This is a genomic window from Caballeronia fortuita (assembly GCF_001544835.2).
GTDB lineage: Bacteria > Pseudomonadota > Gammaproteobacteria > Burkholderiales > Burkholderiaceae > Caballeronia > Caballeronia fortuita.
In genome coordinates this window covers 1-23,195 of sequence record NZ_FCNX02000012.1, presented here as the reverse complement: position 1 = coordinate 23,195, position 23,195 = coordinate 1, and the positions used below count along the sequence as shown (strand labels likewise).

24 protein-coding genes and 3 pseudogenes are annotated in these 23,195 nt (G+C 59.5%); 15 read left to right on the top strand and 12 right to left on the bottom strand.

Going from position 1 to position 23,195, the window contains the following annotated elements:
* Positions 1–481: 481 nt before the first annotated feature.
* Together AWB77_RS22240 and AWB77_RS22235 are read left to right on the top strand one after the other, a co-directional pair.
* Positions 482–2,092 carry an acyl-CoA synthetase gene (locus AWB77_RS22240; RefSeq protein WP_061136617.1) on the top strand — a complete coding sequence of 537 codons (1,611 nt, stop codon included), beginning with the start codon at positions 482–484 and terminating at the stop codon, positions 2,090–2,092.
* A 103-nt stretch (positions 2,093–2,195) separates the two neighbouring features.
* Positions 2,196–2,392, top strand: a pseudogene (locus tag AWB77_RS22235) (ISL3 family transposase); the annotation flags it as partial.
* Here the strand turns inward: AWB77_RS22235 and AWB77_RS22230 are convergent.
* The 10 genes and pseudogenes from AWB77_RS22230 to nthA all read right to left on the bottom strand — a co-directional run.
* Positions 2,390–2,915: pseudogene (locus AWB77_RS22230) on the bottom strand (transposase); the annotation flags it as partial. The pseudogenes AWB77_RS22235 and AWB77_RS22230 sit on opposite strands and share 3 nt — an antisense overlap.
* Complete coding sequence (locus AWB77_RS22225; protein WP_061136615.1) at positions 2,915–3,706, bottom strand: CbtA family protein; 792 nt, start codon at positions 3,704–3,706, stop codon at positions 2,915–2,917. The pseudogene AWB77_RS22230 and the gene AWB77_RS22225, both read right to left, overlap by 1 nt.
* A gap of 9 nt (positions 3,707–3,715) precedes the next feature.
* Positions 3,716–3,925 carry a CbtB domain-containing protein gene (locus tag AWB77_RS34625; protein WP_074168933.1) on the bottom strand — a complete coding sequence of 70 codons (210 nt, stop codon included), beginning with the start codon at positions 3,923–3,925 and terminating at the stop codon, positions 3,716–3,718.
* Between the two features lie 465 nt (positions 3,926–4,390).
* Positions 4,391–5,809, bottom strand: coding sequence for an amidase (locus tag AWB77_RS22220; protein ID WP_061136614.1), 1,419 nt, complete (start codon positions 5,807–5,809; stop codon positions 4,391–4,393).
* The gene (locus AWB77_RS22215; protein WP_061136613.1) at positions 5,799–6,023 is read right to left on the bottom strand and encodes a hypothetical protein; all 225 of its coding nucleotides are present in this window, start codon (positions 6,021–6,023) and stop codon (positions 5,799–5,801) included. Before AWB77_RS22215 ends, AWB77_RS22220 begins: the two co-directional genes overlap by 11 nt.
* Positions 6,024–6,187: 164 nt before the next feature.
* A complete protein-coding gene (locus AWB77_RS22210) occupies positions 6,188–7,201 on the bottom strand; it encodes a CobW family GTP-binding protein (protein WP_061136612.1) in 1,014 nt (337 codons plus the stop codon).
* Between the two features lie 34 nt (positions 7,202–7,235).
* Entirely contained in the window at positions 7,236–7,592 is a 357-nt protein-coding gene (locus AWB77_RS22205; RefSeq protein ID WP_061136611.1) for a nitrile hydratase accessory protein, read from the bottom strand.
* A gap of 2 nt (positions 7,593–7,594) precedes the next feature.
* The gene (locus tag AWB77_RS37225; protein ID WP_208601546.1) at positions 7,595–7,942 is read right to left on the bottom strand and encodes an SH3-like domain-containing protein; all 348 of its coding nucleotides are present in this window, start codon (positions 7,940–7,942) and stop codon (positions 7,595–7,597) included.
* The gene (locus AWB77_RS37220) at positions 7,935–8,255 is read right to left on the bottom strand and encodes an SH3-like domain-containing protein (protein ID WP_208601545.1); all 321 of its coding nucleotides are present in this window, start codon (positions 8,253–8,255) and stop codon (positions 7,935–7,937) included. The genes AWB77_RS37225 and AWB77_RS37220 overlap by 8 nt, the downstream gene beginning before the upstream one ends.
* 11 nt (positions 8,256–8,266) lie before the next feature.
* Positions 8,267–8,887: a nitrile hydratase subunit alpha gene (nthA, locus tag AWB77_RS22195; protein ID WP_061136610.1), complete on the bottom strand. Its 621-nt coding sequence runs from the start codon at positions 8,885–8,887 to the stop codon at positions 8,267–8,269.
* Between the two features lie 532 nt (positions 8,888–9,419).
* Between nthA and AWB77_RS37010 the strand changes: the two genes are divergently transcribed.
* Complete coding sequence (locus AWB77_RS37010; protein ID WP_061136609.1) at positions 9,420–9,689, top strand: nuclear transport factor 2 family protein; 270 nt, start codon at positions 9,420–9,422, stop codon at positions 9,687–9,689.
* 210 nt (positions 9,690–9,899) lie between these two features.
* On the opposite strand, the gene AWB77_RS22185 is transcribed toward AWB77_RS37010, so the two are convergent.
* Together AWB77_RS22185 and AWB77_RS22180 are read right to left on the bottom strand one after the other, a co-directional pair.
* Positions 9,900–10,403, bottom strand: a complete 504-nt coding sequence (locus AWB77_RS22185; RefSeq protein ID WP_061136608.1) for a hypothetical protein — start codon at positions 10,401–10,403, stop codon at positions 9,900–9,902.
* On the bottom strand, positions 10,400–11,317 hold the full coding sequence (locus tag AWB77_RS22180; RefSeq protein WP_061136789.1) for a helix-turn-helix transcriptional regulator: 918 nt from the start codon (positions 11,315–11,317) through the stop codon (positions 10,400–10,402). Before AWB77_RS22180 ends, AWB77_RS22185 begins: the two co-directional genes overlap by 4 nt.
* Before the next feature lie 229 nt (positions 11,318–11,546).
* On the opposite strand from AWB77_RS22180, the gene AWB77_RS22175 reads away from it, so the two are divergent.
* From AWB77_RS22175 to AWB77_RS36650, 12 genes and pseudogenes are all read left to right on the top strand, one after another.
* A complete protein-coding gene (locus tag AWB77_RS22175; protein WP_061136607.1) occupies positions 11,547–12,701 on the top strand; it encodes an ABC transporter substrate-binding protein in 1,155 nt (384 codons plus the stop codon).
* Complete coding sequence (locus AWB77_RS22170) at positions 12,698–14,272, top strand: sugar ABC transporter ATP-binding protein (RefSeq protein ID WP_061136606.1); 1,575 nt, start codon at positions 12,698–12,700, stop codon at positions 14,270–14,272. The genes AWB77_RS22175 and AWB77_RS22170 overlap by 4 nt, the downstream gene beginning before the upstream one ends.
* A complete protein-coding gene (locus AWB77_RS22165) occupies positions 14,256–15,209 on the top strand; it encodes an ABC transporter permease (protein WP_061136605.1) in 954 nt (317 codons plus the stop codon). The genes AWB77_RS22170 and AWB77_RS22165 overlap by 17 nt, the downstream gene beginning before the upstream one ends.
* Positions 15,206–16,174 carry an ABC transporter permease gene (locus AWB77_RS22160; RefSeq protein ID WP_061136604.1) on the top strand — a complete coding sequence of 323 codons (969 nt, stop codon included), beginning with the start codon at positions 15,206–15,208 and terminating at the stop codon, positions 16,172–16,174. Before AWB77_RS22165 ends, AWB77_RS22160 begins: the two co-directional genes overlap by 4 nt.
* A gap of 139 nt (positions 16,175–16,313) precedes the next feature.
* Entirely contained in the window at positions 16,314–17,303 is a 990-nt protein-coding gene (locus AWB77_RS22155; protein ID WP_244158610.1) for a 2,3-butanediol dehydrogenase, read from the top strand.
* 4 nt (positions 17,304–17,307) lie between these two features.
* Positions 17,308–18,216 (top strand): NAD(P)-dependent oxidoreductase, encoded by a 909-nt coding sequence (locus tag AWB77_RS22150; protein WP_061136602.1) that lies wholly within the window; start codon positions 17,308–17,310, stop codon positions 18,214–18,216.
* 30 nt (positions 18,217–18,246) lie between these two features.
* Positions 18,247–18,531: a YciI family protein gene (locus AWB77_RS22145; RefSeq protein WP_061136601.1), complete on the top strand. Its 285-nt coding sequence runs from the start codon at positions 18,247–18,249 to the stop codon at positions 18,529–18,531.
* Between the two features lie 21 nt (positions 18,532–18,552).
* Positions 18,553–19,416, top strand: coding sequence for an intradiol ring-cleavage dioxygenase (locus AWB77_RS22140; protein WP_061136600.1), 864 nt, complete (start codon positions 18,553–18,555; stop codon positions 19,414–19,416).
* Positions 19,413–20,492 carry a maleylacetate reductase gene (locus AWB77_RS22135; RefSeq protein WP_061136599.1) on the top strand — a complete coding sequence of 360 codons (1,080 nt, stop codon included), beginning with the start codon at positions 19,413–19,415 and terminating at the stop codon, positions 20,490–20,492. Before AWB77_RS22140 ends, AWB77_RS22135 begins: the two co-directional genes overlap by 4 nt.
* Before the next feature lie 73 nt (positions 20,493–20,565).
* A complete protein-coding gene (locus tag AWB77_RS22130; protein WP_061136788.1) occupies positions 20,566–21,636 on the top strand; it encodes an SDR family oxidoreductase in 1,071 nt (356 codons plus the stop codon).
* 1,059 nt (positions 21,637–22,695) lie between these two features.
* Positions 22,696–22,968, top strand: coding sequence for a hypothetical protein (locus AWB77_RS22120; RefSeq protein ID WP_061136597.1), 273 nt, complete (start codon positions 22,696–22,698; stop codon positions 22,966–22,968).
* Positions 22,965–23,195 (top strand): annotated as a pseudogene (locus AWB77_RS36650) (hypothetical protein); the annotation flags it as partial. The gene AWB77_RS22120 and the pseudogene AWB77_RS36650, both read left to right, overlap by 4 nt.

The window sequence follows — 23,195 nt, the reverse complement described above, 5'->3', positions numbered from 1 at the left end:
AAGTGGGGTCGCCGGATGGCGCAACTGCGATCGAACCTGCAAACAACGTAAGGCGCGCGTCGATTGGCGTCATTCACTCGAGAGGACGCTTGCCAGATGTGAGGCAACGAGATTCTAGTCTGGCTTTGAATCTTTAGCAGATACCCTTGCCCCCGCCGCTCCGCTCTGGCGGCGGACTTCGCTGAGGTGCCGATCTGGCCGATGACGCGGACGGTGAGATGCTTATCGCGTCACCGGCCGCCAGCCCAAGGGTTCGCGCCTGCATGACGCGCGTGAAGTTGGCGCGCGGCGTCATTGGGATCCGCAACGAGTGGGATCGAGGTGAACCGATCGAACAAGTCAGCCGTTGAGCGAACCGGTCTTCGTGCGCTAAGGCGACGGCGCGCACTGTCTCAGCAACGCAAGCGATGCGGCACGCTCAGTCAAGCCCGCCGGCGCCGGATAGCTAAGATGGCGACTTTCCCTGGCGCCGACGAGACCGATGCTACCTGCCGATTCCAACTCCTACGACGACGCGGCGCGCGATTTCGAGTGGCGCGTGCCCGCGCGCTACAACATCGCGCACGATGTCTGCGACAAGTGGGCCGATGGCTCCCAGCGTCTAGCGCTGATCGTCGAGCATTCCGACGGCACCGATTCGCGTTACACATTCGACGATCTGCACAGGTTATCGGCGCGCTTCGCCAACGCTCTGCTCGCCCACGGCGTAGTGCGAGGCGATCGCATCGCGATCTTTGTGCGACAGTCAGTCGAAGCGGCCGTTGCCCACCTGGCAGCGTACCGAATGGGCAGCATCGCAGTTCCGCTGTTCGCGCTCTTCGGCACCGAGGCGCTCGCATATCGTCTCGCCAATTCCGGCGCGCGAGCGATCATTACCGACCTTGAAGGTGCAGCCAAACTCGATGCTATCGACATCGAGCTGCCTGAACTGAATCATCGCTTCGTGACCAATGGCGAAGCGCCATCGTTCTGGCACGCGGTCGAACTCGCGGGCGAGTCGGATCCGCGCGTTGATACCGCCGCCGACGATCCTGCGATCATCATCTACACGTCCGGCACTACTGGTAAACCAAAGGGTGCCCTACACGCCCATCGAGTCTTGCTTGGTCACCTCCCGGGGGTAGAGATGTCCCAACAGGGCTTTCCGCGCGATGCCGCCCTGATGTGGACGCCCGCCGACTGGGCGTGGATCGGCGGCCTCTTCGATGTTCTTCTGCCCGCATGGCATCACGGCGTGCCGGTACTCGCATGCCGCTTCGAGAAATTCGACGGCGCGTCCGCCTTCGAACTGCTCGCCCGCCATCGGGTGAGCCACGCCTTCCTGCCACCAACCGCTCTTAAGATGATGCGAGCGACGTCGCTCGCCGCGCCGCCTCGGCTCGCGTTGCGCTCGGTGGCAAGCGGAGGCGAGCCGCTGGGGGAGGCGCTGCTAGCCTGGGGACGTGCAACGCTCGGCGTGACGATTAACGAGTTCTACGGTCAGACCGAATGCAACATAGTGCTCTCGTCGTGCGCGCGATGGTTCTCGCCCGTCGGTGGAGCGATCGGGCGCGCAGTGCCAGGTCACCGCGTTGCGATAGTGGATGAGAACGGTCAACGTCTGCCGCGCGGCTCAACCGGCTCGATCGCCGTCGCTCGGCCGGACCCGGTGATGTTTCTCGGCTACTGGCAGGATGGCGCGGCTACCGCGGCGAAATTTCGCGGCGAATATCTCATCACTGGCGATCTAGGCCGGGAGGACGACGAAGGATTCTTTCACTTTCTCGGCCGCGACGACGACGTTATAACGAGCGCTGGCTATCGGATCGGCCCTGGACCTATCGAAGATTGCCTGACCCGTCACCCTGCGGTGCGGTTAGCGGCGGTAGTCGGTGCGCCCGATGCTGAGCGAACTGAGGTCGTCTGCGCATTCGTCGTGCTTAACGAAGGGCATGCGCCTGACGATGCGCTCGCGCACGCTTTGCAACAACACGTCAAAACCAACCTCGCTGCACACGAATATCCGCGTATGGTGCGCTTTATCGACGCGCTTCCGCTGACGGCAACCGGGAAAGTCGTGCGCCATGAATTGCGCCAAGCGCTCAAAGATTGAATGTACTGTTACGCTGTGAATGCCATCGACGACTTCTACTCGGCCCCCTTCCTGTGCAAAGATGTACGCACCAGACGAGACAGGCAAAGGCATTCCACCGACGGCTTTTATTGATCTGGGCTGGCACACGGTCAAGTCGATCGACAAGATGCGCTTGCGTGCCGGTCTTGTCGAGCCCGATTGGTCGTCGCTGCGCTATCTGGGGATGGACGTGCTTGCCCTGATAAAGGACATCGCTACGCCACCGTGGTGGTCGATCCGATCAACCGTCAAGTGCTGTGGATCGGGCCCGGGCGCTCACTGAGACGGAGGTATCCGGAATCTCGTGTGTGAGGCGGGTTGAGATTCAGATTCCAAGTTGAATCGTTCCGGGTAAAGCAGCGCGAACCGGGTCATCGCGCTCTTCCAATCGTGCCGGGAACCGGTCCACTTGGCCCGAAGTTGCGCAGCGCGAGCAAGACCAGTTTGTGTGCGGCCTCGTCCGACGGGAAGTGGCCGCGCGCCTTGATGATCTTTCAAGCTGCATATGCAGCGACTCGATCGCGTTGGTCATATACATTTTCCGGATGTCGGGCGCGAAGGCGTAGAACGGAATCACCTGATCTCAGGCTCGGCGCCAGAGTGCGGCAATCGCGGGGTATTTCGTACCCCACGGGCTCGTATCGAACGCATCCAACGCCACGGCGGCGGCTTCCGCCGACGGCGCCCCGTAGACCTCCTTGAGCGCCGCTGCAACCGATTTCCTGTCTTTCCAGCTGGCAAAGTCCAGCGAGTTCCGGATCAGATGCACGATGCAGGTCTGGACCGTCGTTTCCGGGAACATCAGGAGCGGACGTTTCTCCCGAAAAGACGCTGTTTCATGTTTGCGCGATGAGACAGCCAGCTAAACGCGAGACCAAGACTCATCCACATTAGGAGCTGCAAACCCCACGCCGTCAGCCGGAAGTCCCAAAGAAGAGTTGCTGGAAAGCCGTTAGGAACTTCATCAATTGTTGGCATTGCAGTGAAGAGTACCGCCGCCGTGGCGACATACATGGCTATCGACAGGAGGGCCGCCATTGTGTTCCCAAGCTTCAAACGCCAACCGCTGTAGAAGCGTAGCGCAACAACCAGAAGCGCCACCGACACGGCGATGGCAATAAAAAACCATGCAGTGCGGGCTCCGATTGTCTCGGGATTCCCGACGGCAGGGGGGTTCGGTGGATACTTTAAAGCTGGCACGAGCACCAGCGCTATGAAGCCGCCGAGTGCAAGAAACAACGACAGCGTCGTTGCGTCGACTTTCCAGATGCGGCCATATATAACCGCGAATACAAGTGAAAACAACCCGCCTATCGCTGCCCCAAATCCGACCAATGCTACCAGCAAGCCGGCTCCGCTTTGTGTTTCCCGGTTCACAACGTCGTCCGAAGCCGCTTCCTCGTGATGATGTTGATGAGCATGAGCTTCTGACCGAGCCGCATCGTTCTGCAACGAAGTCGTGTGCCCCGAGCGTTGCTCGATAGCGATCGCGCTCGTAACAAGCGGCTCGCCAGCCAGTCGTGCAAAGACGAAGGCGATGAGTGCAGCAATGACGCCTGCAAGCATCCCGCGCAAAAGCAACTTACCAGCCATCTCCGCACCTCAATGACAAGGAAAGCCCAGGAGGTGGCGGCCATCGTGGACGAACTCGTGAACATATGTGCCCGAGACGAGCGAAGTAGCGCCTTGCTCAGCACCAACGAAATAGATTGCAATCAGGCAAAGCAATCCTCCGAAGACAAGCCAAGGCGCAAGTTCGTTCAGGGGAATTGCGGACGGGGTGCTCACTGCACCGGTGACTGCTTCGCTCATGCTCGCTCCTTGCCCTCGATGGCGGCTTATACGGGATGGAACCGGCCATTTCGGCCTGAAAGGGCCAGCGCATCAGCAGGCGCTTGACCGTACTCAATGCTAGGCCCAACTCACGACTTAGACTTGCCTCTCCTTGCCACCACATTTGTCTTGCTCAGACAAGGTAACCCGCAACGCTCACCCACTCGCCGGACCGTATCGCAAACTTTCCTCTTGTCGGTCTCGAAGCGACACACGCATAGCTGCCCAGGCGCCACTAGCGGGGTCGATGGCCCACAGACACCGTTTGTGGCGCGGCCGCGACACCAAGCACGGCGGCGAGTGCCACGATTTGCTCGGGTCGGTGCGAGGGGAACTGCAACGCAACAGCGTTCCCTTCTGCCGCTGCCCCGTTTCCGCCTTAGGCTGCAATTGATGCCGACAGGCTAAAAAGTCAGCTCCCTCTGCAAAGCGGCGTCGTCAGGACTACGCTGATGGGCTCGGACGTCTTGTATGGAAGTCCGTCGCTGTCTGAAACGCGTGTCCCACTGAGAAAAGCTTCGACTCTGAAAACGGTGCCCCAATGATCTGCATGCCGATCGGTAGCCCGTCCGAATCAAATCCACATGGAACAGCAAGTGAAGGAAGGCCGGTCAAGCTGGGCACCCCGGTGAACTGCATGATCGCAGATAGCATGTCTTCTTCCACATCGTTCTCAATGACAACCTTTGTTGCTCCTAAGGTCGTCGCAGTAAATGGTAAGGTAGGACAGACGAAAACATCAACCTGCCTGAATGCATCGATGAATTCCGCGCGAAGCAGAGACCGGTAACGTTGCGCCTGCAGGTAGTGCGTCGCCAAAAGCATCTCGCCCACCTCTAAGAGCGCGCGCACATCGCTGCCGTAATCATTCGGTCGCGCCCGCAAAGCATTTTGATGGTATGTGCTCGGCTCTGCTGACTCAATGGTTAGCTGTGCGGAAATATTTCCATCAATGTGCTTGATATCGACTTCGATAAGTTGCGCGCCCAATCCCTCGAAGGTGCGCAACGCTTGCTCCACGGCTCGCTTCACTTCTACCTGCAGATGTGAGAAAAAGTATCGCGGCACCACTCCAATGCGCAGACCTCGCACGCCCGAATTGAGCCTAGCAACATAATCATCAACGGCGCAGGGCGACGTTGCAACGTCCATCGGATCGGGCCCTGCAATCGCATTAAAAATCAATGCACAGTCTTCAACCGTACGAGTCATTGGGCCAGCGGTGTCCATGCTCCATGCAAGCGGGACGATTCCTGAGTTACTAACTCTACCGTATGTAGGCCGTAGCCCAACACATCCGTTGATTGCAGACGGTAGTCTAATAGAACCGCCTGTGTCTGTACCAAGCGCACCGAAGCAGAGCCCTGCGGCCACGGCAGCCCCCGAGCCGCCGCTCGAGCCCGCGGGAAATCTGCTTGTATCCCAAGGATTGCGCACATGTCCATAGTGAGGGTTGGCTGAAGTGCCGCCCCATGCGAACTCATGCATATTGGTTTTGCCAACAAAGATTGACCCGGCCTGTTTTAGCTTGGCTATAACAGTCGCGTCCTTCTCCGGATACCAATCAGCTAGGATCTTGCTCCCAGCAGTGGTTCTTTGGCCCCGGATGCCAATGTTGTCCTTAATCCCGAGTGGCACGCCATGCAGAGGACCAAGGTCGTATCCAGCGGAGAGCATTAGTTCCGCCGCGGCCGCGGCCTTTCTCGCTGAGTCTTCGGTCACTGAAATGAACGCACAGAGACCATCGTTATGTAGTTCAATTTCTGCAAGGGAAGCGTTAAGCAGATCGGTCGGGCTGACCTCACCTTTGCGAATTAGCTTCGCCGCCGCAGCAATCGACAGTCTTGCAAGTTCACAGCTCATGCGCGACCTCACCGTGTACGGCGGTTTGTAGAAACCCCGTAATCGGCGTCACGTGCGCGAATTCCGGTGCGCTCATCTTCGCTGACAGGGAGTTGGCGTCTCTCAACCACGCTGCCAAAATTTCACTGATGACTGTGACCCGACCTTGTTCAAGCGGCAGATTTGAGTGTTCAGCCGTCGTAGCAATCAACTGCTCGACACTTTGATTCCGCATTCTCGCTCTCCATCAATAGATTCAGTTCCGGACAGATCGTCCGGTCTGAACCGCTTTGTTCGGCTGCCCAATGAGGGGGGCGTCAAGGGACTGCCGGTTGGGCGACTGCTGCGTCCCGATGGCAAGTCCGTCCATAGCGCTGGTGCACCGCTTAACGCTTTTTGCTAGGCCGCCGCTGGCGCGGCAGTTTTTATTAAGCAGCCTTCGAGCGCCCGTCTAATATCACTCTCGGGGAGCTTTCGACCGATGAACACGATATTCGAGACACGCTTTTCGTTCAGCCAGGGCTGTCCTACATCAGAGCGCGTGACCATGTGTACGCCTTGAAGAACGACCTTGCGCTCAAATCCGGCGTACGACAAGACGCCCTTGTAGCGCATCAGTTCCGTCCCATGCTTTTGAATCATCTCCGGCAGATGTTGCGTAATCATTGCTGGGTCGAAAGGCAGCAGCGACGAAAACACAAATGACCCGATATCATCGTCGTGTTCGTGCGCCACATCGCTAAGGAAGTCGGGCTCGATCTCGAGTACGGAATCAAGAGAGAAGCAACCGACGTCTAAAAGAGCTCGGAGGTCCGTTCGACCCAAGCTGACCAATGCTATTGGTGCACGAGCATTGATTTTGCGTAGACGAGCCGAAAGCGCTTCGACGGCCCGAGGGTCAACCATGTCTGCCTTGCTCACCAGCAGTCGGTCCGCGAACGCTACCTGCTCGACAGCCTCATGATGCACATCGAGCTGTGAGCCGGCATGAACAGCGTCAACAAGTGTGACGATGGCATCAAGGACGTAGTATTGAGAAACGTCGTCTTCAACGAAGAAAGTTTGTGCGACGGGAGCCGGGTCGGCTAAGCCGGTCGTCTCGATAATCACACGACCGAATTCAAGCTCGCCTGCGGCGCGGCGACGATGGAGATCGGTCAAAATGCGCACCAGGTCACCGCGTACCTTGCAGCATATGCACCCGTTGTTTAATTCGATGACCTGTTCGTTGCGGTCCTCGAACAACAGGTCCGCGTCGACGCTTGTTTCGCCAAATTCGTTCTCGATTATCGCGATTCGCTCCCCTTGACGCTCGCTTAGAATGTTTTTGAGCAACGTAGTCTTTCCCGCACCCAAGAAGCCAGTGAGAATGGTCACAGGCAATTTCGGTTCGATTTGTCTTATAGCGTTCACGTCTAGCTCCGATCACTCTTCGACACTCTGCTGGTCAAGTTCTCGTCACTGGATGGCCAAGAGACGGCTTGAATGCTGAAAGGCGCTTAGCGTAGATCTGCTCAGCGGAAGTTACTCCTTTTTGCACAAGCAATTCTTCGAGCGCATCCACCCACTGCTCATAGTAAGTTTGCGCCGTTCTTCCTTCAGCCTCTGCGTTGGTCGCGCGTTCGACATGCGCCGAAAAGCATTCGACCCACTCGGACCACGTGAACCGCCCTTCTTGCGAAAGCGTGACCACAATCGCGAAAGCTTTGGCTTCCCAGGGCTCTTTGAAGACCATATCTCCGTCGGCACAGAGAGGCATCGCGCGCTCACGGAGAAGGACCACCTGCTCGTTAAGAAGAGCCATCGTTACTCGCAGCGCTCGAGATAGTCATCAAAGAGGTCAACGCGAACAGTATCGCCGGCGACGCCCTTCTCCCCCCATACTTCTATTGCTTCGAAGTGCACCGTGTAGACGTGCTGTGGAGTCTCGCCGTTTCCATGGGCCATTGTGTCCGGATAGACGAACACCCCGTGGTCGATGGCGATGATGCCCTTCTTTAGTCGCACATAGCCAGGGAGCCGGGTGTGGCCACTAGGCTGATGGTTCTTCACCCTCACGCGGTCGCCCACCGAAAAAGAAGGAGCAACTTTTGCGCCGTTGCGATATACACCGCCAGCCGCAACTGCGGCGGGAATCTGGTCTGCTTTAAGCATTTGCTTGTTCCTCCCGCTTCAATGCCGCAACTCTTTGCTCCAGTTCCTCCGGCAAAATCACAGCACGGTCGGCAAAGATTTTTTCATATGCGCCGAGCCAGTGTTCATAGTATGAGGCCGAGAGGTAGTGAACGGGCGGCAAGCTTTCCATCCCGTGACGGAATTCATCGACGCCGTAACCAATAGCGGCCGCGGAGGTGAGAAACATTCCAAAGCACCGTCGCTCCCATTCCTCATGAAAAACCGGCTCGTTTTGCTCGGGGGTAACCGGGCCAAAGCCTTCCATGCCACCGATGTCTGCGATGCTGTTCATGAAGACAGTCCTTAGTTTGCTCGGCCGTTGGCCGGTTCGCGCGCGTTTGTGACGCCAATCATTGAGTCCCGGGTCACCAGTTTGGCAAGTTCATCCTCATGCATACCGTCGGTGCCCGCTGGCCGCTGTGGAAGAACAAGGTATCGAAGTTCTGCGGTCGTGTCCCACACTCGCACTTCAACATTTTCAGCGATCTCAGTGCCAAATTCCTTCAGAACCCCTCGGGGGTCACTGATTGCTCTGGCCCTGTAGGCTGCCGACTTGTACCAGACCGGGGGAAGTCCAAGCGTTGGCCACGGATAGCAAGAACACAATGTACATACAATTACGTTATGGACCGTATCCGTGTTCTCGACGACCACCATGCTTTCGCCTTGCAGACCCGAGAAACCCAGCTCGGCGATGGCGGAAGTCGCATCGGCAAGCAAGCGCTTCTTATAATTGGCGTCTGTCCAAGCTTTCGCGATGACTTGCGCCCCGTTACGCGGCCCAATTTTGTGCTCGAACATATCGACCAGCACGTCTACGGCCTTAGGATCAATGATGCCTTTTTCTGTAAGAATTTCTTCAATGGCTCTAACCCGCAGGGCGGCGTCAGAGCCGGTGCCAGGGATATTCGCGTTCGAGTCCATAGACGTCCTTCAGTCGAGTTGATTATCCGTTCTCTAATAGTACTAGGTGCGAAAAAGCGGGCTTGACCACCCGCGACACGCTAGTTGTCTGACGCGGACAGCGAAGTCAAGAGTAGGTACGCCTTAGGCGGCGCACAGCACCGCCGGGCTCCGTGGCACCTCTATATCTCAAATTGCAGGAAGCTCGAGTCGCATTTGGTCCCCCGTAAGCCCATCCTTTCGAAACCGCAGCCGTTGATGATCAAGGGTCGCGGCCTTTGCAGCGCTCGGCGAGGCTCCGGACGCCGACGTGCCGGTGAAGGACTAAGTCGGCTCTAAGTGGAAAACCCGCTTTCGCGCTGTCACCGGCCGCCGGCGCCAGCATTAAAGCCCAGGTAAACAGGATGAAGCATTGAGCAACCGATATACTACGCCACTGAACAAACTTCGCTGGGCGCTGCTCGCCTGTCTGTGCAATGGACTCCGACCAACCTGTACTACGACAAGTTGTGCCGCCCATAATCTCACCTACTGCAACGAGGAAAGGCACGAAATGAGTTCACATCAAGAAATTCTCTCGGTCTTGCCAAAGTACTTCGAGGGCATGTATGCAGGTGACGTCGCGCTCCTGCGGAGCATATTCCACCCAGACGCGGTTTTGTTCGGAATGGTGAACGGCACGCAAGCGCTTATCTGCGTCTACCCTACCCTATGGTGGGGAAGACGCTTTACGACGAATTCTGCCCTCGGGCAGATCAAGAGTGAATCTAAGCTCAAGCTGGATCCAATCGTGACGTTCTTCTCCGTGGGATATAAGTTCTGAACGACTTTTTCAACCACTTTGCAGCCACTATGCAAGCGAGTCTCGGCGCCAGATCAGCGGGTAGGCTCAGCGCTTGACGCTCTTTTGTGAGAGGCGAGCCCGCCATTCTCGATTTCTGGAATCGCTCGTTGGCGCTTCATTCGTCGGACCGCCGCCCTGGCCGACGCGCGTTACGCGAGCGACTCCGGCGTCACGTACGCTGAAACGGGCCTATTCCTTAAAAGGCTTCAGACTTTCGGCAATAAGAATGTTATTCGCAGCGTCATGACGCCAGGTGCGTGCGTTGAGAACCGGCAAAGTTTTCTCAGGGGCTGGCTTGAGCACCTGCGTTTGCTCATCCGACTTGATCCTATCGAGGACAAGCAGCGCGTCCGAATAGTGATGTTGTTTTAGAATTCTCTCCGCCTCGGCCATTAGCGCGACGGCATTAGGGGCACCGGCTCGCGTTGCCTCGACGGCCAGATGTGATAAAGCAACTGCAGCTGTATTAGTCCGCAGACCGCTGTCTTCTTCTCTGAGACGCAGGACTTCGCTGGCCCAGCGCTTGCCTTCCTCGTAACGCCCAAGAAAGAAGGCGAATTGCGTTGAGCAGCTCGCGCTCTCTTCCTCGACTGCAGAATCGAAATTGCTGGTGCTACTTCGTTCATAGTAGCGCGCCTCCGCCGCGAAGTCGTTTTGCAACCATGCTTCCTCGGCGCGGATCATCTTGATCATCCGCCGTGCCTTGTCTTCGAAACTCTAGCCTTCCGAAATGTATCTAGTACCGTTGCCGCCTGAACAGGAATCGCATCCCCGCTAGCTTTCATCAGCGCCTCGATACGTTGAGCAGTATCCGTCGACGGCGCGGGAGTGTAGACCATGATGCGCATCCCCGGCGCATCGGGAACTTCGAGCGATAGCGCATCCAGCTCGAGCAACCCCGCCACCGGATGCTCAATCACCTTCCGCCAGTCGCTGCGCTTGAGCACTTCGTGTTCCGCCCACCAGCGGCAGAAGTCAGCATCCGTGTCGCTCAGTTCTTCGACGAGATCACGCAGAAAAACCTCACCGGAAGGCCGAAGGATGTAATCGCCACGAAACTGTGCCAGTACGCATTTCGCGTACGCATCCCAGCCCTGAAAGAGAGAACGGGCGCCGTCTTGCTGAAACGTAAACCACAGCAAATTGCAACGGCCCGCAGGCATCTTCCGAAAGTCGGTGAACACACGCACAGCGGCTTCATTCCACGTCACATAGTTCCAGTTGCCGTCGACGACATACGCTGGCATGTTGCCAAGCTGGTCGAGCATGCGTCGAACTGTGTCCGTCACGTTCTGCGCAATCGGATACGGGCCAGGCGGCGTGTAGTGATTGGCCAGCTCGAACAGATGCGTGCGCTCGTGCGGCGAAAGCTTCAATGCATTGGCGAGGCTTTCAATCGTCTTGAACGATACATTCACTTCCCTGCCCTGCTCGAGCCACGCATACCAGGTCACGCTAATACCGGCGCGCTCCGCAACCTCTTCCCGGCGCAGTCCCGGGGTCTTGCGACGGGTGCCGCTCGGAAAGTCGATGTCCTGGGGCCGAAGACGTGCTCGACGCGTCTTTAGGAAATCGGCCAGTTCGTTCAGGCGCTGCTGTTTTTCCATGTTTCGTCTCCTCATCCTTTCCCTGTTACTGCCATTACTAGTAATGCCAATTGCTAGATGCGCTCCGTCAACCGTGCCACAGTCACGCCGTCGGGAAGCACGCCGTGTCTGAGACGCGGCAACGCCATATCGAAGCCGTTGCCGGCGCATGTGACCGTCAGACGCGTTGGAAAGTCGGAACAACGACGCGCGTCTCCCGACGGATATTAGAACATTTACGGAGACACTTATGAGTCGTTCGACCCGCTTTCAGCGCGCAAGCTTATTTGCCGCTGCAGCAATCACATTGACGGCTTCATGCGCCGCTCGAGCAGACTACACCGGTGCAGCGCGCACGTTCCTGTTCAATCCCGCAGTGCAGATACCGTTCTCCGATACCGCAAAGTTCAAGAAGAAGCCGCCCTATGTCATCGGCTTCTCCAATGCGGGACTCGGCGACAGTTGGCGAGTCGTAATGCAACACTCGCTGATGAAAGCTGCGGCAGAGCATCCTGACCAGATCAAGCAGTTGCTGATTACCAACGGCAACATGGACGATGCCAAACAGGCTGCCGACATCCAGGACCTGATCTCGCGCGGCGTGGACCTGCTGATCGTCAGCGCGAACACGCAAAAGGCGCTTGACCCCGTCGTTACGCGTGCGATGAAACAGGGCATTCCCGTCGTGATGGTCGACCGGCGCATTTCCTCAGATAACTTTGTATCGTTCGTCACGGGCTCGGATGCGATGATGGGCCGGATGTGGGCGCAGTGGATTGTCGAGAAGCTTCACGGCAAGGGCAACGTCATCATGCTCGCGGGCCAAGCGGGCTCCAGCGTCAGCGCCGACCGTGAAGCCGCCGCGCACCAAGTGTTCTCGCAATATCCCGGCATCAAAGTGCTCGACACGGTCTACTCCGACTGGAGCCCCGTGAAGGCTAAGCAACAGATGCAGGCGATGATCGCAAAGTACGGGCACACCATCGACGCCGTATGGTGCGCGCACGGCTTGCCCGTCGCGGGCTCGATCGAAGCGTTCCTTGCCGCTGGCTTCAAGCCCGGTGAAATTCCGCCGCACACGACGGCCGACCTCAACGGACCGCTGCAACTCGCGTTGAAGTACAAGATTCCGATACTCGAGATCGGCTATCCGCCTTCGATGGGCGGCACGTCGCTAGATGTCGCCCTCAAGGTGATGCAGGGTCAACCGTTGCCAAAGATTTACGAGATTAGCCCGCAAATCGCACTCACGCGCGGCGACGAAACGGCATCAGTGCCGCATCCCGACCAGTACATCGATCAGGTGGTCGATGCGAAGGGGCCGCCTGACAAGATCATCGACGGCGGCATGGGAGCGGACTACAACCCGTCGACATTCAAGATCAAGCTGCCGGGTGAGAAATGAACGCGCACACATCGAGTTTTTCAGGTGATGGCGCCGCGCCACCGCCTGACGTCATCCAGGTAAGCGGTATCGTCAAGCAGTTCCCTGGCGTCAGGAGCCTCGATGACGTGAGCTTCGGCGTGCGCTGCGGCGAAATTCACGCACTGGTCGGCGAAAATGGCGCGGGCAAATCGACACTGATGAAAGTGCTCGCGGGTGCCTATCTGCCGGACGAAGGCGCATTGTGCTTCGACGGTCGGCCCGTCGCGTGGAAGTCCCCCGCTGACGCAAAGGCGCACGGCGTTCACATCATCTATCAGGAACTCGTGCTGTTTCCGCAGTCGAGCGTCGCGCAGAACATCTTCGCGGGGATCGAGCCCCGCACGCGGCTCGGCACGATTGACCATCGCGCGATGAACGAACGCGCCGCCAAGTTGCTACACGAACTCGGCGTACAACTCGATCCGCGCGAGCGCGTCGGCGCGCTCTCTGTCGCAAGCCAGCAGATGGTCGAGATCGCCAAGGCGATGGCGAGCGAAATACGCGTCCTCATCCTGGACGAACCGACGGCGGTCATCGCGGGCAAGGAAGTGCAACTTCTGTTCGAACGGCTGCGCGTGCTGCGCGCGCGAGGCGTCGCCATTATCTACATCTCGCACCGGCTCGACGAAATCTTTGAACTGTGCGACCGCGTGACCGTCATGAAGGACGGCCGCAAGATCGGTACACAGCCCGTGTCAGAAACGACACGCGCAGAACTCGTGCGCATGATGGTCGGCCGCGAAATGAAAGACATCTATCCGCCCAAGCCCACGCTGCCCCCTGGCGGCACGGTGCTCATGAAGGTCGAAGGTCTGCACGTTGGAAATCGCGTCTTTGATGCGTCGCTTTCTGTACGCGCTGGCGAGATTGTCGGGCTTGCTGGCATGGTTGGCTCGGGCCGCACGGAACTCGCCTCGGGTGTGTTCGGCGCCCTGCCCGCACGCGGCACGGTCGAAGTGCGGGGCACGCGCCATACACGTATGACGCCAGCAGCGGCGATTCGCCTGGGTCTCGGCTTTGTCACGGAAGACCGTAAGACCGAAGGCTTGCTGATGTATCTGAACGTCGCGCAGAACGTCACGGCGACTACCCTGCGACGCGTGTCGCGTTTCGGGTTGCTGAGACGCAAAGAAGAGCGCACGGCAGGCGCGGATGCAATCCGCGAATACGGCATCGCGGGCGCACGGCCTGCGGGCAGCGTCGCAACGCTGTCGGGCGGCAATCAGCAAAAAGTGCTCATCAGCCGATGGGTGCGGGTGTGCACCAGCGTGCTGATTCTCGACGAACCAACCCGTGGGGTCGACATCGGCGCAAAGGCGGAAATCTATCGCCTCATGCGCGAACTGACGAATCGCGGCCTCGGCATCCTGATGATCAGTTCCGAGTTACAGGAAGTCATCGGCATGTCCAACCGCGTGCTGGTGATGCGCGAAGGGCGTATCGCGGGCGAAGTCAGCGGCCAGCAGATGACCGAGCACGACATCATGGCGCTCGCAACGGGCGGCACGCAGCTCACGCAGACGGGAGGCGCTCATGCGTACGCTCATTAGACGCCACGTCTCGCAGAATGCAGCGCCGTTCATCGTCGCAGTGCTGATCGCGGTGCTGTTCGTCACGGGCACAAACGTCAACGACCGTTTTTCAACGCTGTCCAATCTGCTGAACGTCCATCAGCAGGCGACAGGCCTGGCGCTCGTCGCGCTCGGGCAGACGCTCGCCGTCCTGACAGGGGGCATCGATCTGTCAGTTGGTTCGCTCATCAGCGTGACCGCGACGCTCACATCCGGTATCTCCGATGCGACACAGGGCGGATGGGGCATGGCGATTTCCGTCGCGATTGCGTTGTCCGCGGTGGTGGGACTGGCCAATGGCCTACTTGTACTCTGGCTGCGCGTGCATCCGCTGATCATCACGCTGGGGATGGGCGCCATCCTGCAAGGCGGCATCCTGTACTACGCGAACGGCCCCGCAGGCAGCGTACCGGACGGCTTCGACGCGCTGGCTTATGGACGCTACGCCAACGTCCCGGTCACCGCCACCGTCGTGCTGCTTCTTTATGCCAGCGTGTCGTACTTCATGCGCAATACGCGCCTGGGCCGGTACGTCTATCTCGTAGGCGACGACGACAATGCGGCAACCCTCTCAGGCATTCCCCGCAAAAGGGTCATTCTGTTCGTCTACACATTCTCGTCACTCTGCGCCGGCCTCACGGGCATTTATCTCGCCGCCCAGTTCGGCTCGGGCCAACCGTATCTTGGCGCTAACTACACGCTTGCTTCGATTACGCCCGTAGTCGTCGGTGGCACGATTCTGAGCGGGGGGCGCGGCGGTGTCGTTGGCACGTTACTTGGGGTGTACCTGCTTAGCATGCTCAACAATCTGATTAACTTCGCCGGCGTGCCTTCTCAGTATCAGCTCATCGTGCAGGGCATCGCGATCATTGCGGCTGTCTGCGTCAACGTCCAGCAGAAACGGAGGCTCGCATGAACTCGGTTGCTCCGCGCGGCGCCACGCCCGTGCGCACGCTGTCGCTGCGTGCCGTGCAGCGCTATGGCATCTATCTGTTTCTCGTGGTGCTGATTGTGCTCTCTGGCGCGTGGTCGCCCACTTTCCTTCGCGCTGATAACGTCGTCAACATGCTGGTGCAGTTCGCGCCGCTCGGCATCGTCGTGATTGGCCAGGTGTTCGTGATTCTCGTGGGCGGGCTCGATCTGTCCGTTGCCTCGGTGATGGCGACGGCGGCCGTAATTGCGACTGCGTTCGACGATACGAACCATTCAGCGTCATCCATTTTTGGCGTCACGCTCGTGCTGTGCATCGGTGCCGGGTTGCTCAACGGTCTGCTCGTCACGAAGCGCCAGGTATCGCCGTTTCTCGCGACCTTCGCCACCGCCGTCGTGCTTGACGGCCTGCGTTTTGCCTATACGCAGGGCGCGCCTTCCGGCAACGTACCGCCGCTCTTTCACTTACTGGGAACAGGCTCGATCGCGGGAGTGCCCGTCAACGTGCTGTTGCTGTTCGTGTGCACGATCGTGTTCGGCACGCTGCTGCATCTGTCAACCTTCGGACGGCGGGTGTACATGGCGGGCGGGAATGCCGTGGCGGCGAGACTGGTCGGCGTGCGTCCCGACACAGTACGCATCGCGTGTTACGTGATTAGCGCTCTGCTCGCGGGTCTGGCGGGACTGATCCTGTCGGGCTACGTCGGCATCGTCGACAACTGGGTGGGCCGCGGGTTCGAACTCGATTCGATCGTCGCCGCCGTGATGGGTGGGCTCGCACTCTCCGGTGGCCGCGGCTCCTTGCTCGGCGGCCTCGCGGGTGCAGCCATTCTCGTCATCGTCTTCAACATCGTGCTGCTGATCGGCATGCCCGTGCAAGCGCAGATCATCGTTAAGGGCGTCATCATCATCGGCGCATCGGCGTGCTACGTGAGCCGCCGGCAACGCTGAATTTTCCAGATCCCCATGAGGCCATTCGAAATGGCCCGTCTAAACCAAGGAGTCGAATATGAGAGCAGTGCGTTTTCACTGCGCGCACGATATCCGGGTCGAGAACGTCCCCGACCCGACGAGCATGGGCGCGAGCCAGATGATCGTCAAACCGCTGTGGTGCGGCATCTGCGGCACCGACCTGCACGAGTATCAGGCGGGTCCCATCGTCGTGCCGACCGAGCCGCATGCATTGACGGGAGCAAAAGCGCCTCAGGTTCTCGGTCATGAGTTCAGTGCGGAGGTAGTCGAAGTCGGCAAGGACGTGAAGAACGTGCAGCGCGGCGACCGTATCTCTGTGATGCCGCTCGCGTCGTGTGGTCAGTGCTACTACTGCGCGCGCGGCATGCGCCATCTCTGCACGAAAATGGGTTGCGTCGGGCTCAGTTGGGACGGCGGCGGTATGGCCGAATACACAGTGCTCAACGACTATCACGCGAACCGCCTGCCCGACTCCGTCAGCGACAAGCAGGGTGCGCTGATCGAGCCGGCTGCCGTCGCACTCTATGCCGTGGACCGGGGCGGCGTCACGGTCGGCTCGACCGTGCTGATTACAGGGGCGGGCCCGATTGGCGTGCTTGCTGCCCTCGCCTGTCACGCAGCGGGCGCCACGAAGATATTTGTCAGCGAACCCAACGCGGCGCGCGCCGCGAAGATGGCCGGCTTCGGCGTCACGACTGAAATCTTCGATCCATCCGACGGCGACCTGCCGCAAAAGATTCGCGATTTGACTGAAGGCGTGGGCGTCGACGTTGCGATTGAATGCGCGGGCAACCAGCATGCGCTGAACGCCTGCGTCGATGCCGTGCGTTCGGCGGGAGCCGTGGTCCAGGCAGGTCTGCACGTCGGCACTGCGAGCGTCGATCCGATGAAATGGTCACTCAAGGACATCCGAATCGAGGGAACGTGGTGCTATCCCGTCACTATCTGGCCGCGCATCATCGGCATGATTGCGAACGGCAAATTCCCGGTTGAAAAGCTCATCCACGACCTGATCGATGCCGACGATGTCGTCGAAAAAGGCTTTGACGTGCTGAGCGACAAGGGCAGCGACAAGATGAAGATTCTCATCAATCCCCAGGTACGGTGACGACATGCCGCAAACGCAAGAGAAACACAACGCACAACAGATCGGCTGGATCGGCCTCGGCAAGATGGGCACGCCGATCGTGCGCAATCTGCTCGCCGCAGGATTCCACGTGACCGTGTTTGACGTCGACGCAGCGCGCATCGACGAGGCCGTTCGACTCGGCGCCCGCCGCGCCGAGGATCTCGCCAGCGTCGCGCGTTCGGCCCCGCTCGTGTTCTCGATCATCCCCGACGATGCCGTATTGCGTAAGGTTGCGCTCGGTGCACATGGCGTGATCGAAAACGCAAACGACGGTGCCGTCTATATCGACATGAGCACGGTCTCGCCCACGGCGTCGGGCGAAGTGCGCGACGCGTCGCACAGGCGCGGAATCGGCTATATCTGCGCGCCCGTGTCGGGCAGCACCGTTCTTGCCGACAAGGCGCAGCTGACCGTGTTCACATCCGGCTCGCAAGACGCGTACGGCCGCGCGTTGCCTGTCTTTCAGGCCATGTCCGCGCGGCAGTATTACGTCGGCGAGGATCAGCAGGCACGCTACCTGAAACTCGCGATCAATCATCTGGTCGGCTCGACCGCCGTGCTGCTAGCCGAAGCGCTGACGCTCGGCACAAAGGGCGGGCTGGACTGGGCCGAGATGCTGGAGGTCATCGGCGATAGCGTCGCGGCGTCCCCACTCGTCAAATACAAGCTCGATCCGCTGAAGAAACGGGACTTCTCCCCCGCGTTTTCGTCGCGTCAAATGCTCAAGGACATGTCGCTCGTGGTCGATGCGGGCGCGGACGCCGGCGTACCGATGACAGCCGCTGCGCTCGTGCGTGAGCAGTTCAAGCGCTACGCAGAGAGCGACGGTGCGGATCTGGATTTCTTCTCCATCGTGCGCGCCGTCGAGGCGCAAGCCGGGATTCGCCGCTGAATTCTTTGCTCATTACATCCAGGAGTTGCAATGCACTACACCGTCTACTGCCTTGACCATGACAACATGGTCGAACGCCGTCTTGCCCATTACGAAGAACACAAGGCCTATCTGGCCACGTCACCCGTCAAGATGGTCATGTCTGGCCCGCTGCTGGCGGGTGACCAGGAAACGATGATTGGCAGTTTCTTCCTCTTTGAGGCGGACGAGATCGGCGAGGTGATGCGCTTTAACAGCAACGATCCGTTTAACGAAGCGGGGATCTGGCGCAGCGTGGATATCCGTCCGTTCCTCAAGCGCGTTGACAACCGCTAGTCACGGTCACGGATTGAACCAATGCGAAACCTCGACGATAACACCATCACGGAGGCGGTACTTGCCCGCCACGAACATGCAGCCGATGAGCGGCTCAAGACGATTGTCACGAGTCTCGTCCGGCATTTGCACGCCTTCGCCCGCGAAGTTGGTCTGAGCGAGCGCGAGTGGGAAGCCGGCATCCGCTTTCTGACCGACGTCGGCCATATCACCGACGACCGCCGCCAGGAGTTCATTTTGCTGTCGGATACGCTGGGCCTGTCGATGCTCGTGACGGCAATGGCGCATCGCAAGCCCGATGGCTGCACGGAAGCAACCGTCTTTGGCCCGTTCTTCGTGGACAATGCGCCGGAATATCGTAACGGCGACGACGTCGCCAACGGCGCGCGCGGCGAACCTTGCTTCGTGTCAGGTGTAGTGCGCGGCCAGGACGGCGAGCCGGTGAGCGGCGCCCGCATCGAAGTCTGGCAGGCGGATGTGGATGGTTTCTACGACGTCCAGAGAGCCGACGCCGAGACGCATCGCGCAAGAGGTGTGCTACATAGCCTCGCCGATGGCCGCTATCACTTTCGGTCGATCGTCGCGGAGCCCTATCCTATTCCGCACGATGGCCCGGTCGGACGCATGCTCGAGGCGCTGGGGCGTCATCCCTGGCGCCCGGCGCATCTGCATTTCATGATTACGGCGCCCGGCTATGACCGACTCGTCACGCACGTCTTCCGCGACGGCGATCGTTATCTGGACTCGGACGCCGTATTCGGCGTGCGTTCCTCACTGATCGCGCCGTGGATCCGTCACGGGCACGGCACGGCGCCCGACGGCACGGTGATGACCACGCCATTCAGCACGCTCTCGTTCGACTTCGTCCTGAGTCAATCCTCATGATTTCCTTTACCTACACCAGCCGCCCGGGCCGCATTGTCTTCGGCACGGGGGCGATCGAGCGCCTCGCCGATGAGCTGGACGAACTGTGCATCCGACGCGCGCTCGTGCTGTGCACGCCCGAGCAGCGCTTTCTTGCTGACCGCGTGCGCAAGCTCGCAGCCGAGCGCTGCGCCGACATATTCGATCGGGCCGTCATGCATGTACCCGTCGAAACCGCGCGCGAAGGCGTCGCGGCGGCGCTCGCAGCGGGTGCGGATGGACTTGTCGCAGCAGGCGGCGGCTCGACGCTCGGACTGGCGAAAGCCATCGCGCTCGAAACCTCGCTGCCGATTCTCGCGATTCCTACCACGTATGCCGGCTCAGAGGTCACGCCTATCTACGGCGTGACTTCGGCAAGCGAGAAAAAGACCGGCAAGAGTTTTCGCGTGCTGCCGCGCACCGTGATCTACGATCCGTGCCTCACCCTGACCTTGCCCGCGTCGCTCTCGGCGACGAGCGGCCTTAACGCGATTGCGCATGCCGCAGAGGGGCTCTACGCGCAAGACGCCAATCCCGTGATGTCGCTGTTCGCCGAAGAAGGCATCCGCAGCCTCGCAAGGGCTTTGCCGCGCATCGTCAGGCAGCCAGATGATACTGCGGCACGCGAAACTGCCCAGTATGGTGCGTGGTTGTGCGGAACCGTTCTCGGGAGTGTCGGCATGGCGCTGCATCACAAGCTCTGCCACACGCTCGGCGGGATTTTTAATCTACCGCATGCGGAGACGCATGCGGTGATGCTGCCTTACTCGATGGCGTTCAATTTGCCTGCCGCACCAGACGCCAACGAACGTTTGTGCAAGGCACTCGAAACGCAAGAACCCGCGGCCGCGCTGCACGACCTTGGCCGCTCGCTCGACGCACCCGCGTCTCTCGGCGCGCTAGGGCTCCGTTTGACCGACATCGATGCCGCCGCCACGGCGGCCATGCAGGCTCCCTATTACAACCCCAGACCGCTCTCCCGTGACGCGGTACATCGCTTACTGGCATGCGCTTTCGACGGCATACGGCCTGACAGCCGGACCTTTCCGATCATGTAGTTCGCATCCGCTGGCGAAAGCGCGCATCCGCAGACTCTTCCCGCCAACACTTTAACTTTCGACATTGATCTTCATGAACAAACGGGCACTCATCATCGGCGCGACGGGCATCGTCGGCGGCAATCTTGCGCAACATCTCCTCGAACGCGGAGGATGGGACGTCACCGGTCTCTCGCGCGGGCGCACGAAAGCGCCCGACGGCGTCGAATCCGTCATCGCCGATCTCACTTCCGCACAATCCGTGGCGAATGCGCTGCAGGGGCAGCATTTCAGTCACGTCTACTTCACTGCATGGTCGCGACAGGCAACCGAACGCGAGAACATTCAAGTGAACGGCGCAATGGTGCGTCACGTGCTGGACGCGCTCGGCCCTTCCGGCAAGCTCGAACACGCCGCGCTCGTCACGGGCCTCAAGCATTACCTCGGACCCTTCGAAGCGTATGCGCAAGGCAGTGTCCCGCTCACGCCGTTTCGGGAAGAACAAGGCCGGCAACCCGTCGATAATTTCTACTACGAGCAGGAAGACCGGCTATTCGAAGCCGCGCGCACATACGGCTTTGGGTGGAGCGTGCATCGACCGCATACGATCATCGGTTTCGCGCTAGGCAACGCGATGAACATGGGCGTCACGCTTGCCGTGTACGCAACGCTCTGCAAGGAAACGGGGCAGCCGTTCGTGTTTCCCGGCTCGGCGGCGCAATGGAACAGTCTCACGGACATGACCGACGCACGACTGCTCGCGCGGCATCTCGAGTGGGCGTCCACCTCGCCCAATGCACGCAATGAAGACTTCAACGTCGTCAATGGCGACGTGTTCCGCTGGAAATGGATGTGGTCCCAGCTCGCGCAGTATTTCGGCATCGAGCCCGCGCCTTTCGACGGCGTGACGCGTCCGCTCGAACATCGCATGCAGGACGCGGGAAAACAATGGGCGGACATCGCGAGCCGCTATCAGTTGAAGGAAGCCAATATCGACAAGCTCGTGTCGTGGTGGCATACCGATGCCGATCTCGGACGTCCGATGGAAGTGCTGACCGACATGAGCAAGAGCCGCAAAGCAGGCTTCCTCGATTATCGGTCCACGCCGGACGCGTTCTTCGCGCTGTTCGATAAATTGAAGCTCGGACGGATCATTCCTTCTTAGACGTCGCTTCGGAGCGAGGCGGGCGTCCAGTCCTACGCAAACCACAATGACGACACTCGAGTGTCACGTGGTTCCACTCCGCGAGCAGCATGTATGCTGCAGATGCCGGGTCGGCTGCATGCGGCCGCCTGAAAATGCTCCTGCGCACTTTGCCGCACAGATTCCGAGCAGAGTTCTTCGAGCGAGCGAATGAAGCCCGTGCGTAGATTTCTGCCCCCTTCGGCTGACCAACGATGAGAAATTCAATCCACATATTGCGAGCGAGCCGGGCAACCGAGGTGCAAGCGGGACGATTCGACGCCTGCCCCGGTTATGACTTCGCTACGAACCGTTGCAAGCAACAAGCAAGCGTGGTGGACCGATCGCACACCCGCAGCGTGGTCTCGAGAGCAAGACCTTCAACAACCAGTACGTGTCTCGAGCCGTGCTGAGCTTGCCACGTCCGACGCTCTTCGAGAGAAACGCGCCCGTCTGCTCGCGTGCCGACATGCGCCCTTTCGGCCAAAGCCGACGCTCGCCGTTCGTCCGCTGCGCGGCTGCAGGTCGCCGCATCGCTGTCATTCGCGACGCGGCGCGGCAAAACGTCGGTATTTCGACCGGTGAACGATTCTTCACGACCAAAAGCCGTTTCTAGCGCTGCGCAGTAACGGACAAGCAGAGAAGATCTGAAGACTTGGCAGTGATGTCAGCGCGACGCGCTTCCAATCGTCGCGTTCACCCCAGACGTTTCCGACCATGTACATGTAGTCGTTGATAAATTCGGTTATCTGGTAGAAAGGTTGCCCGTAGGAGTGAGCGGAGAACTCTTCACTCTCATGTCCTTGTTTTGTTGCTCGACTACCGAACCGTGGATCGCAGGGGCGTGCGAAGGCCGGCAACTTAGCCACGCGAACCTCGCTTCCCTGGGACCCGCTCTGACATGAACTCGGTTCGGCAACGCACGTTGCCGAACCGTGGGATACGTCACGATGCAGATGTACAGCATCTGAAAGGGCCCCGTTGCTGACGCGATTTCTGACGCCCGCGTCAAACCCGCTCCATCGAAAATAGACATACGCAATGAACGATAGCCTGACGCGGGCGCTGTACGAGGAATTTCCCCACCTTTACTCCGGCCGCTCCAGGGCATCGGAGGAAAGCTCCATGTGCTGGGGCTTCGAATGCGGCGACGGTTGGTACGCATTGCTCCGCTCGCTGTCGAAAGAACTGACAAACTACGGTTCCTTAAATACTCAGCTTCGCGTCGAGGCAACTCAGGTCAAGGCAAAATTCGGGGGTCTCCATTTCCTGCTCAGAGAGAGCACGCCGATAACCGACGCAATGATCCAATGATCGACCGAGCTCGCGAAATCGCCAGCCGGACATGCGAATTGACCGGCGCAAGCGGCAGTCTGTGCGTTAAGCGGCCAACAGCACATCGCGGCGCTCGCTACATGGTGCTATGCGAGGAGAAAGCTACCGAACTGGGATACGAAAACGCATTAGATAGCGTCAAGCAGCATGGCCGGTTTACCGACAATCATCTTGGCCGGTCGACCGGGATGATTGTCGGTAGTTAT

Excerpts from the sequence above, each read along its gene's own strand:
- AWB77_RS22240 (WP_061136617.1), top strand. The coding sequence starts at position 482 with ATGCTACCTGCCGATTCCAACTCCTACGACGACGCGGCGCGCGATTTC.
- AWB77_RS22225 (WP_061136615.1), bottom strand. The coding sequence starts at position 3,706 with ATGGCTGGTAAGTTGCTTTTGCGCGGGATGCTTGCAGGCGTCATTGCT.
- AWB77_RS34625 (WP_074168933.1), bottom strand. The coding sequence starts at position 3,925 with ATGAGCGAAGCAGTCACCGGTGCAGTGAGCACCCCGTCCGCAATTCCC.
- AWB77_RS22220 (WP_061136614.1), bottom strand. The coding sequence starts at position 5,809 with ATGAGCTGTGAACTTGCAAGACTGTCGATTGCTGCGGCGGCGAAGCTA.
- AWB77_RS22215 (WP_061136613.1), bottom strand. The coding sequence starts at position 6,023 with ATGCGGAATCAAAGTGTCGAGCAGTTGATTGCTACGACGGCTGAACAC.
- AWB77_RS22205 (WP_061136611.1), bottom strand. The coding sequence starts at position 7,592 with ATGGCTCTTCTTAACGAGCAGGTGGTCCTTCTCCGTGAGCGCGCGATG.
- AWB77_RS37225 (WP_208601546.1), bottom strand. The coding sequence starts at position 7,942 with ATGCTTAAAGCAGACCAGATTCCCGCCGCAGTTGCGGCTGGCGGTGTA.
- AWB77_RS37220 (WP_208601545.1), bottom strand. The coding sequence starts at position 8,255 with ATGAACAGCATCGCAGACATCGGTGGCATGGAAGGCTTTGGCCCGGTT.
- nthA (WP_061136610.1), bottom strand. The coding sequence starts at position 8,887 with ATGGACTCGAACGCGAATATCCCTGGCACCGGCTCTGACGCCGCCCTG.
- AWB77_RS37010 (WP_061136609.1), top strand. The coding sequence starts at position 9,420 with ATGAGTTCACATCAAGAAATTCTCTCGGTCTTGCCAAAGTACTTCGAG.
- AWB77_RS22185 (WP_061136608.1), bottom strand. The coding sequence starts at position 10,403 with ATGATCAAGATGATCCGCGCCGAGGAAGCATGGTTGCAAAACGACTTC.
- AWB77_RS22180 (WP_061136789.1), bottom strand. The coding sequence starts at position 11,317 with ATGGAAAAACAGCAGCGCCTGAACGAACTGGCCGATTTCCTAAAGACG.
- AWB77_RS22175 (WP_061136607.1), top strand. The coding sequence starts at position 11,547 with ATGAGTCGTTCGACCCGCTTTCAGCGCGCAAGCTTATTTGCCGCTGCA.
- AWB77_RS22170 (WP_061136606.1), top strand. The coding sequence starts at position 12,698 with ATGAACGCGCACACATCGAGTTTTTCAGGTGATGGCGCCGCGCCACCG.
- AWB77_RS22165 (WP_061136605.1), top strand. The coding sequence starts at position 14,256 with ATGCGTACGCTCATTAGACGCCACGTCTCGCAGAATGCAGCGCCGTTC.
- AWB77_RS22160 (WP_061136604.1), top strand. The coding sequence starts at position 15,206 with ATGAACTCGGTTGCTCCGCGCGGCGCCACGCCCGTGCGCACGCTGTCG.
- AWB77_RS22155 (WP_244158610.1), top strand. The coding sequence starts at position 16,314 with ATGATCGTCAAACCGCTGTGGTGCGGCATCTGCGGCACCGACCTGCAC.
- AWB77_RS22150 (WP_061136602.1), top strand. The coding sequence starts at position 17,308 with ATGCCGCAAACGCAAGAGAAACACAACGCACAACAGATCGGCTGGATC.
- AWB77_RS22145 (WP_061136601.1), top strand. The coding sequence starts at position 18,247 with ATGCACTACACCGTCTACTGCCTTGACCATGACAACATGGTCGAACGC.
- AWB77_RS22140 (WP_061136600.1), top strand. The coding sequence starts at position 18,553 with ATGCGAAACCTCGACGATAACACCATCACGGAGGCGGTACTTGCCCGC.
- AWB77_RS22135 (WP_061136599.1), top strand. The coding sequence starts at position 19,413 with ATGATTTCCTTTACCTACACCAGCCGCCCGGGCCGCATTGTCTTCGGC.
- AWB77_RS22130 (WP_061136788.1), top strand. The coding sequence starts at position 20,566 with ATGAACAAACGGGCACTCATCATCGGCGCGACGGGCATCGTCGGCGGC.
- AWB77_RS22120 (WP_061136597.1), top strand. The coding sequence starts at position 22,696 with ATGAACGATAGCCTGACGCGGGCGCTGTACGAGGAATTTCCCCACCTT.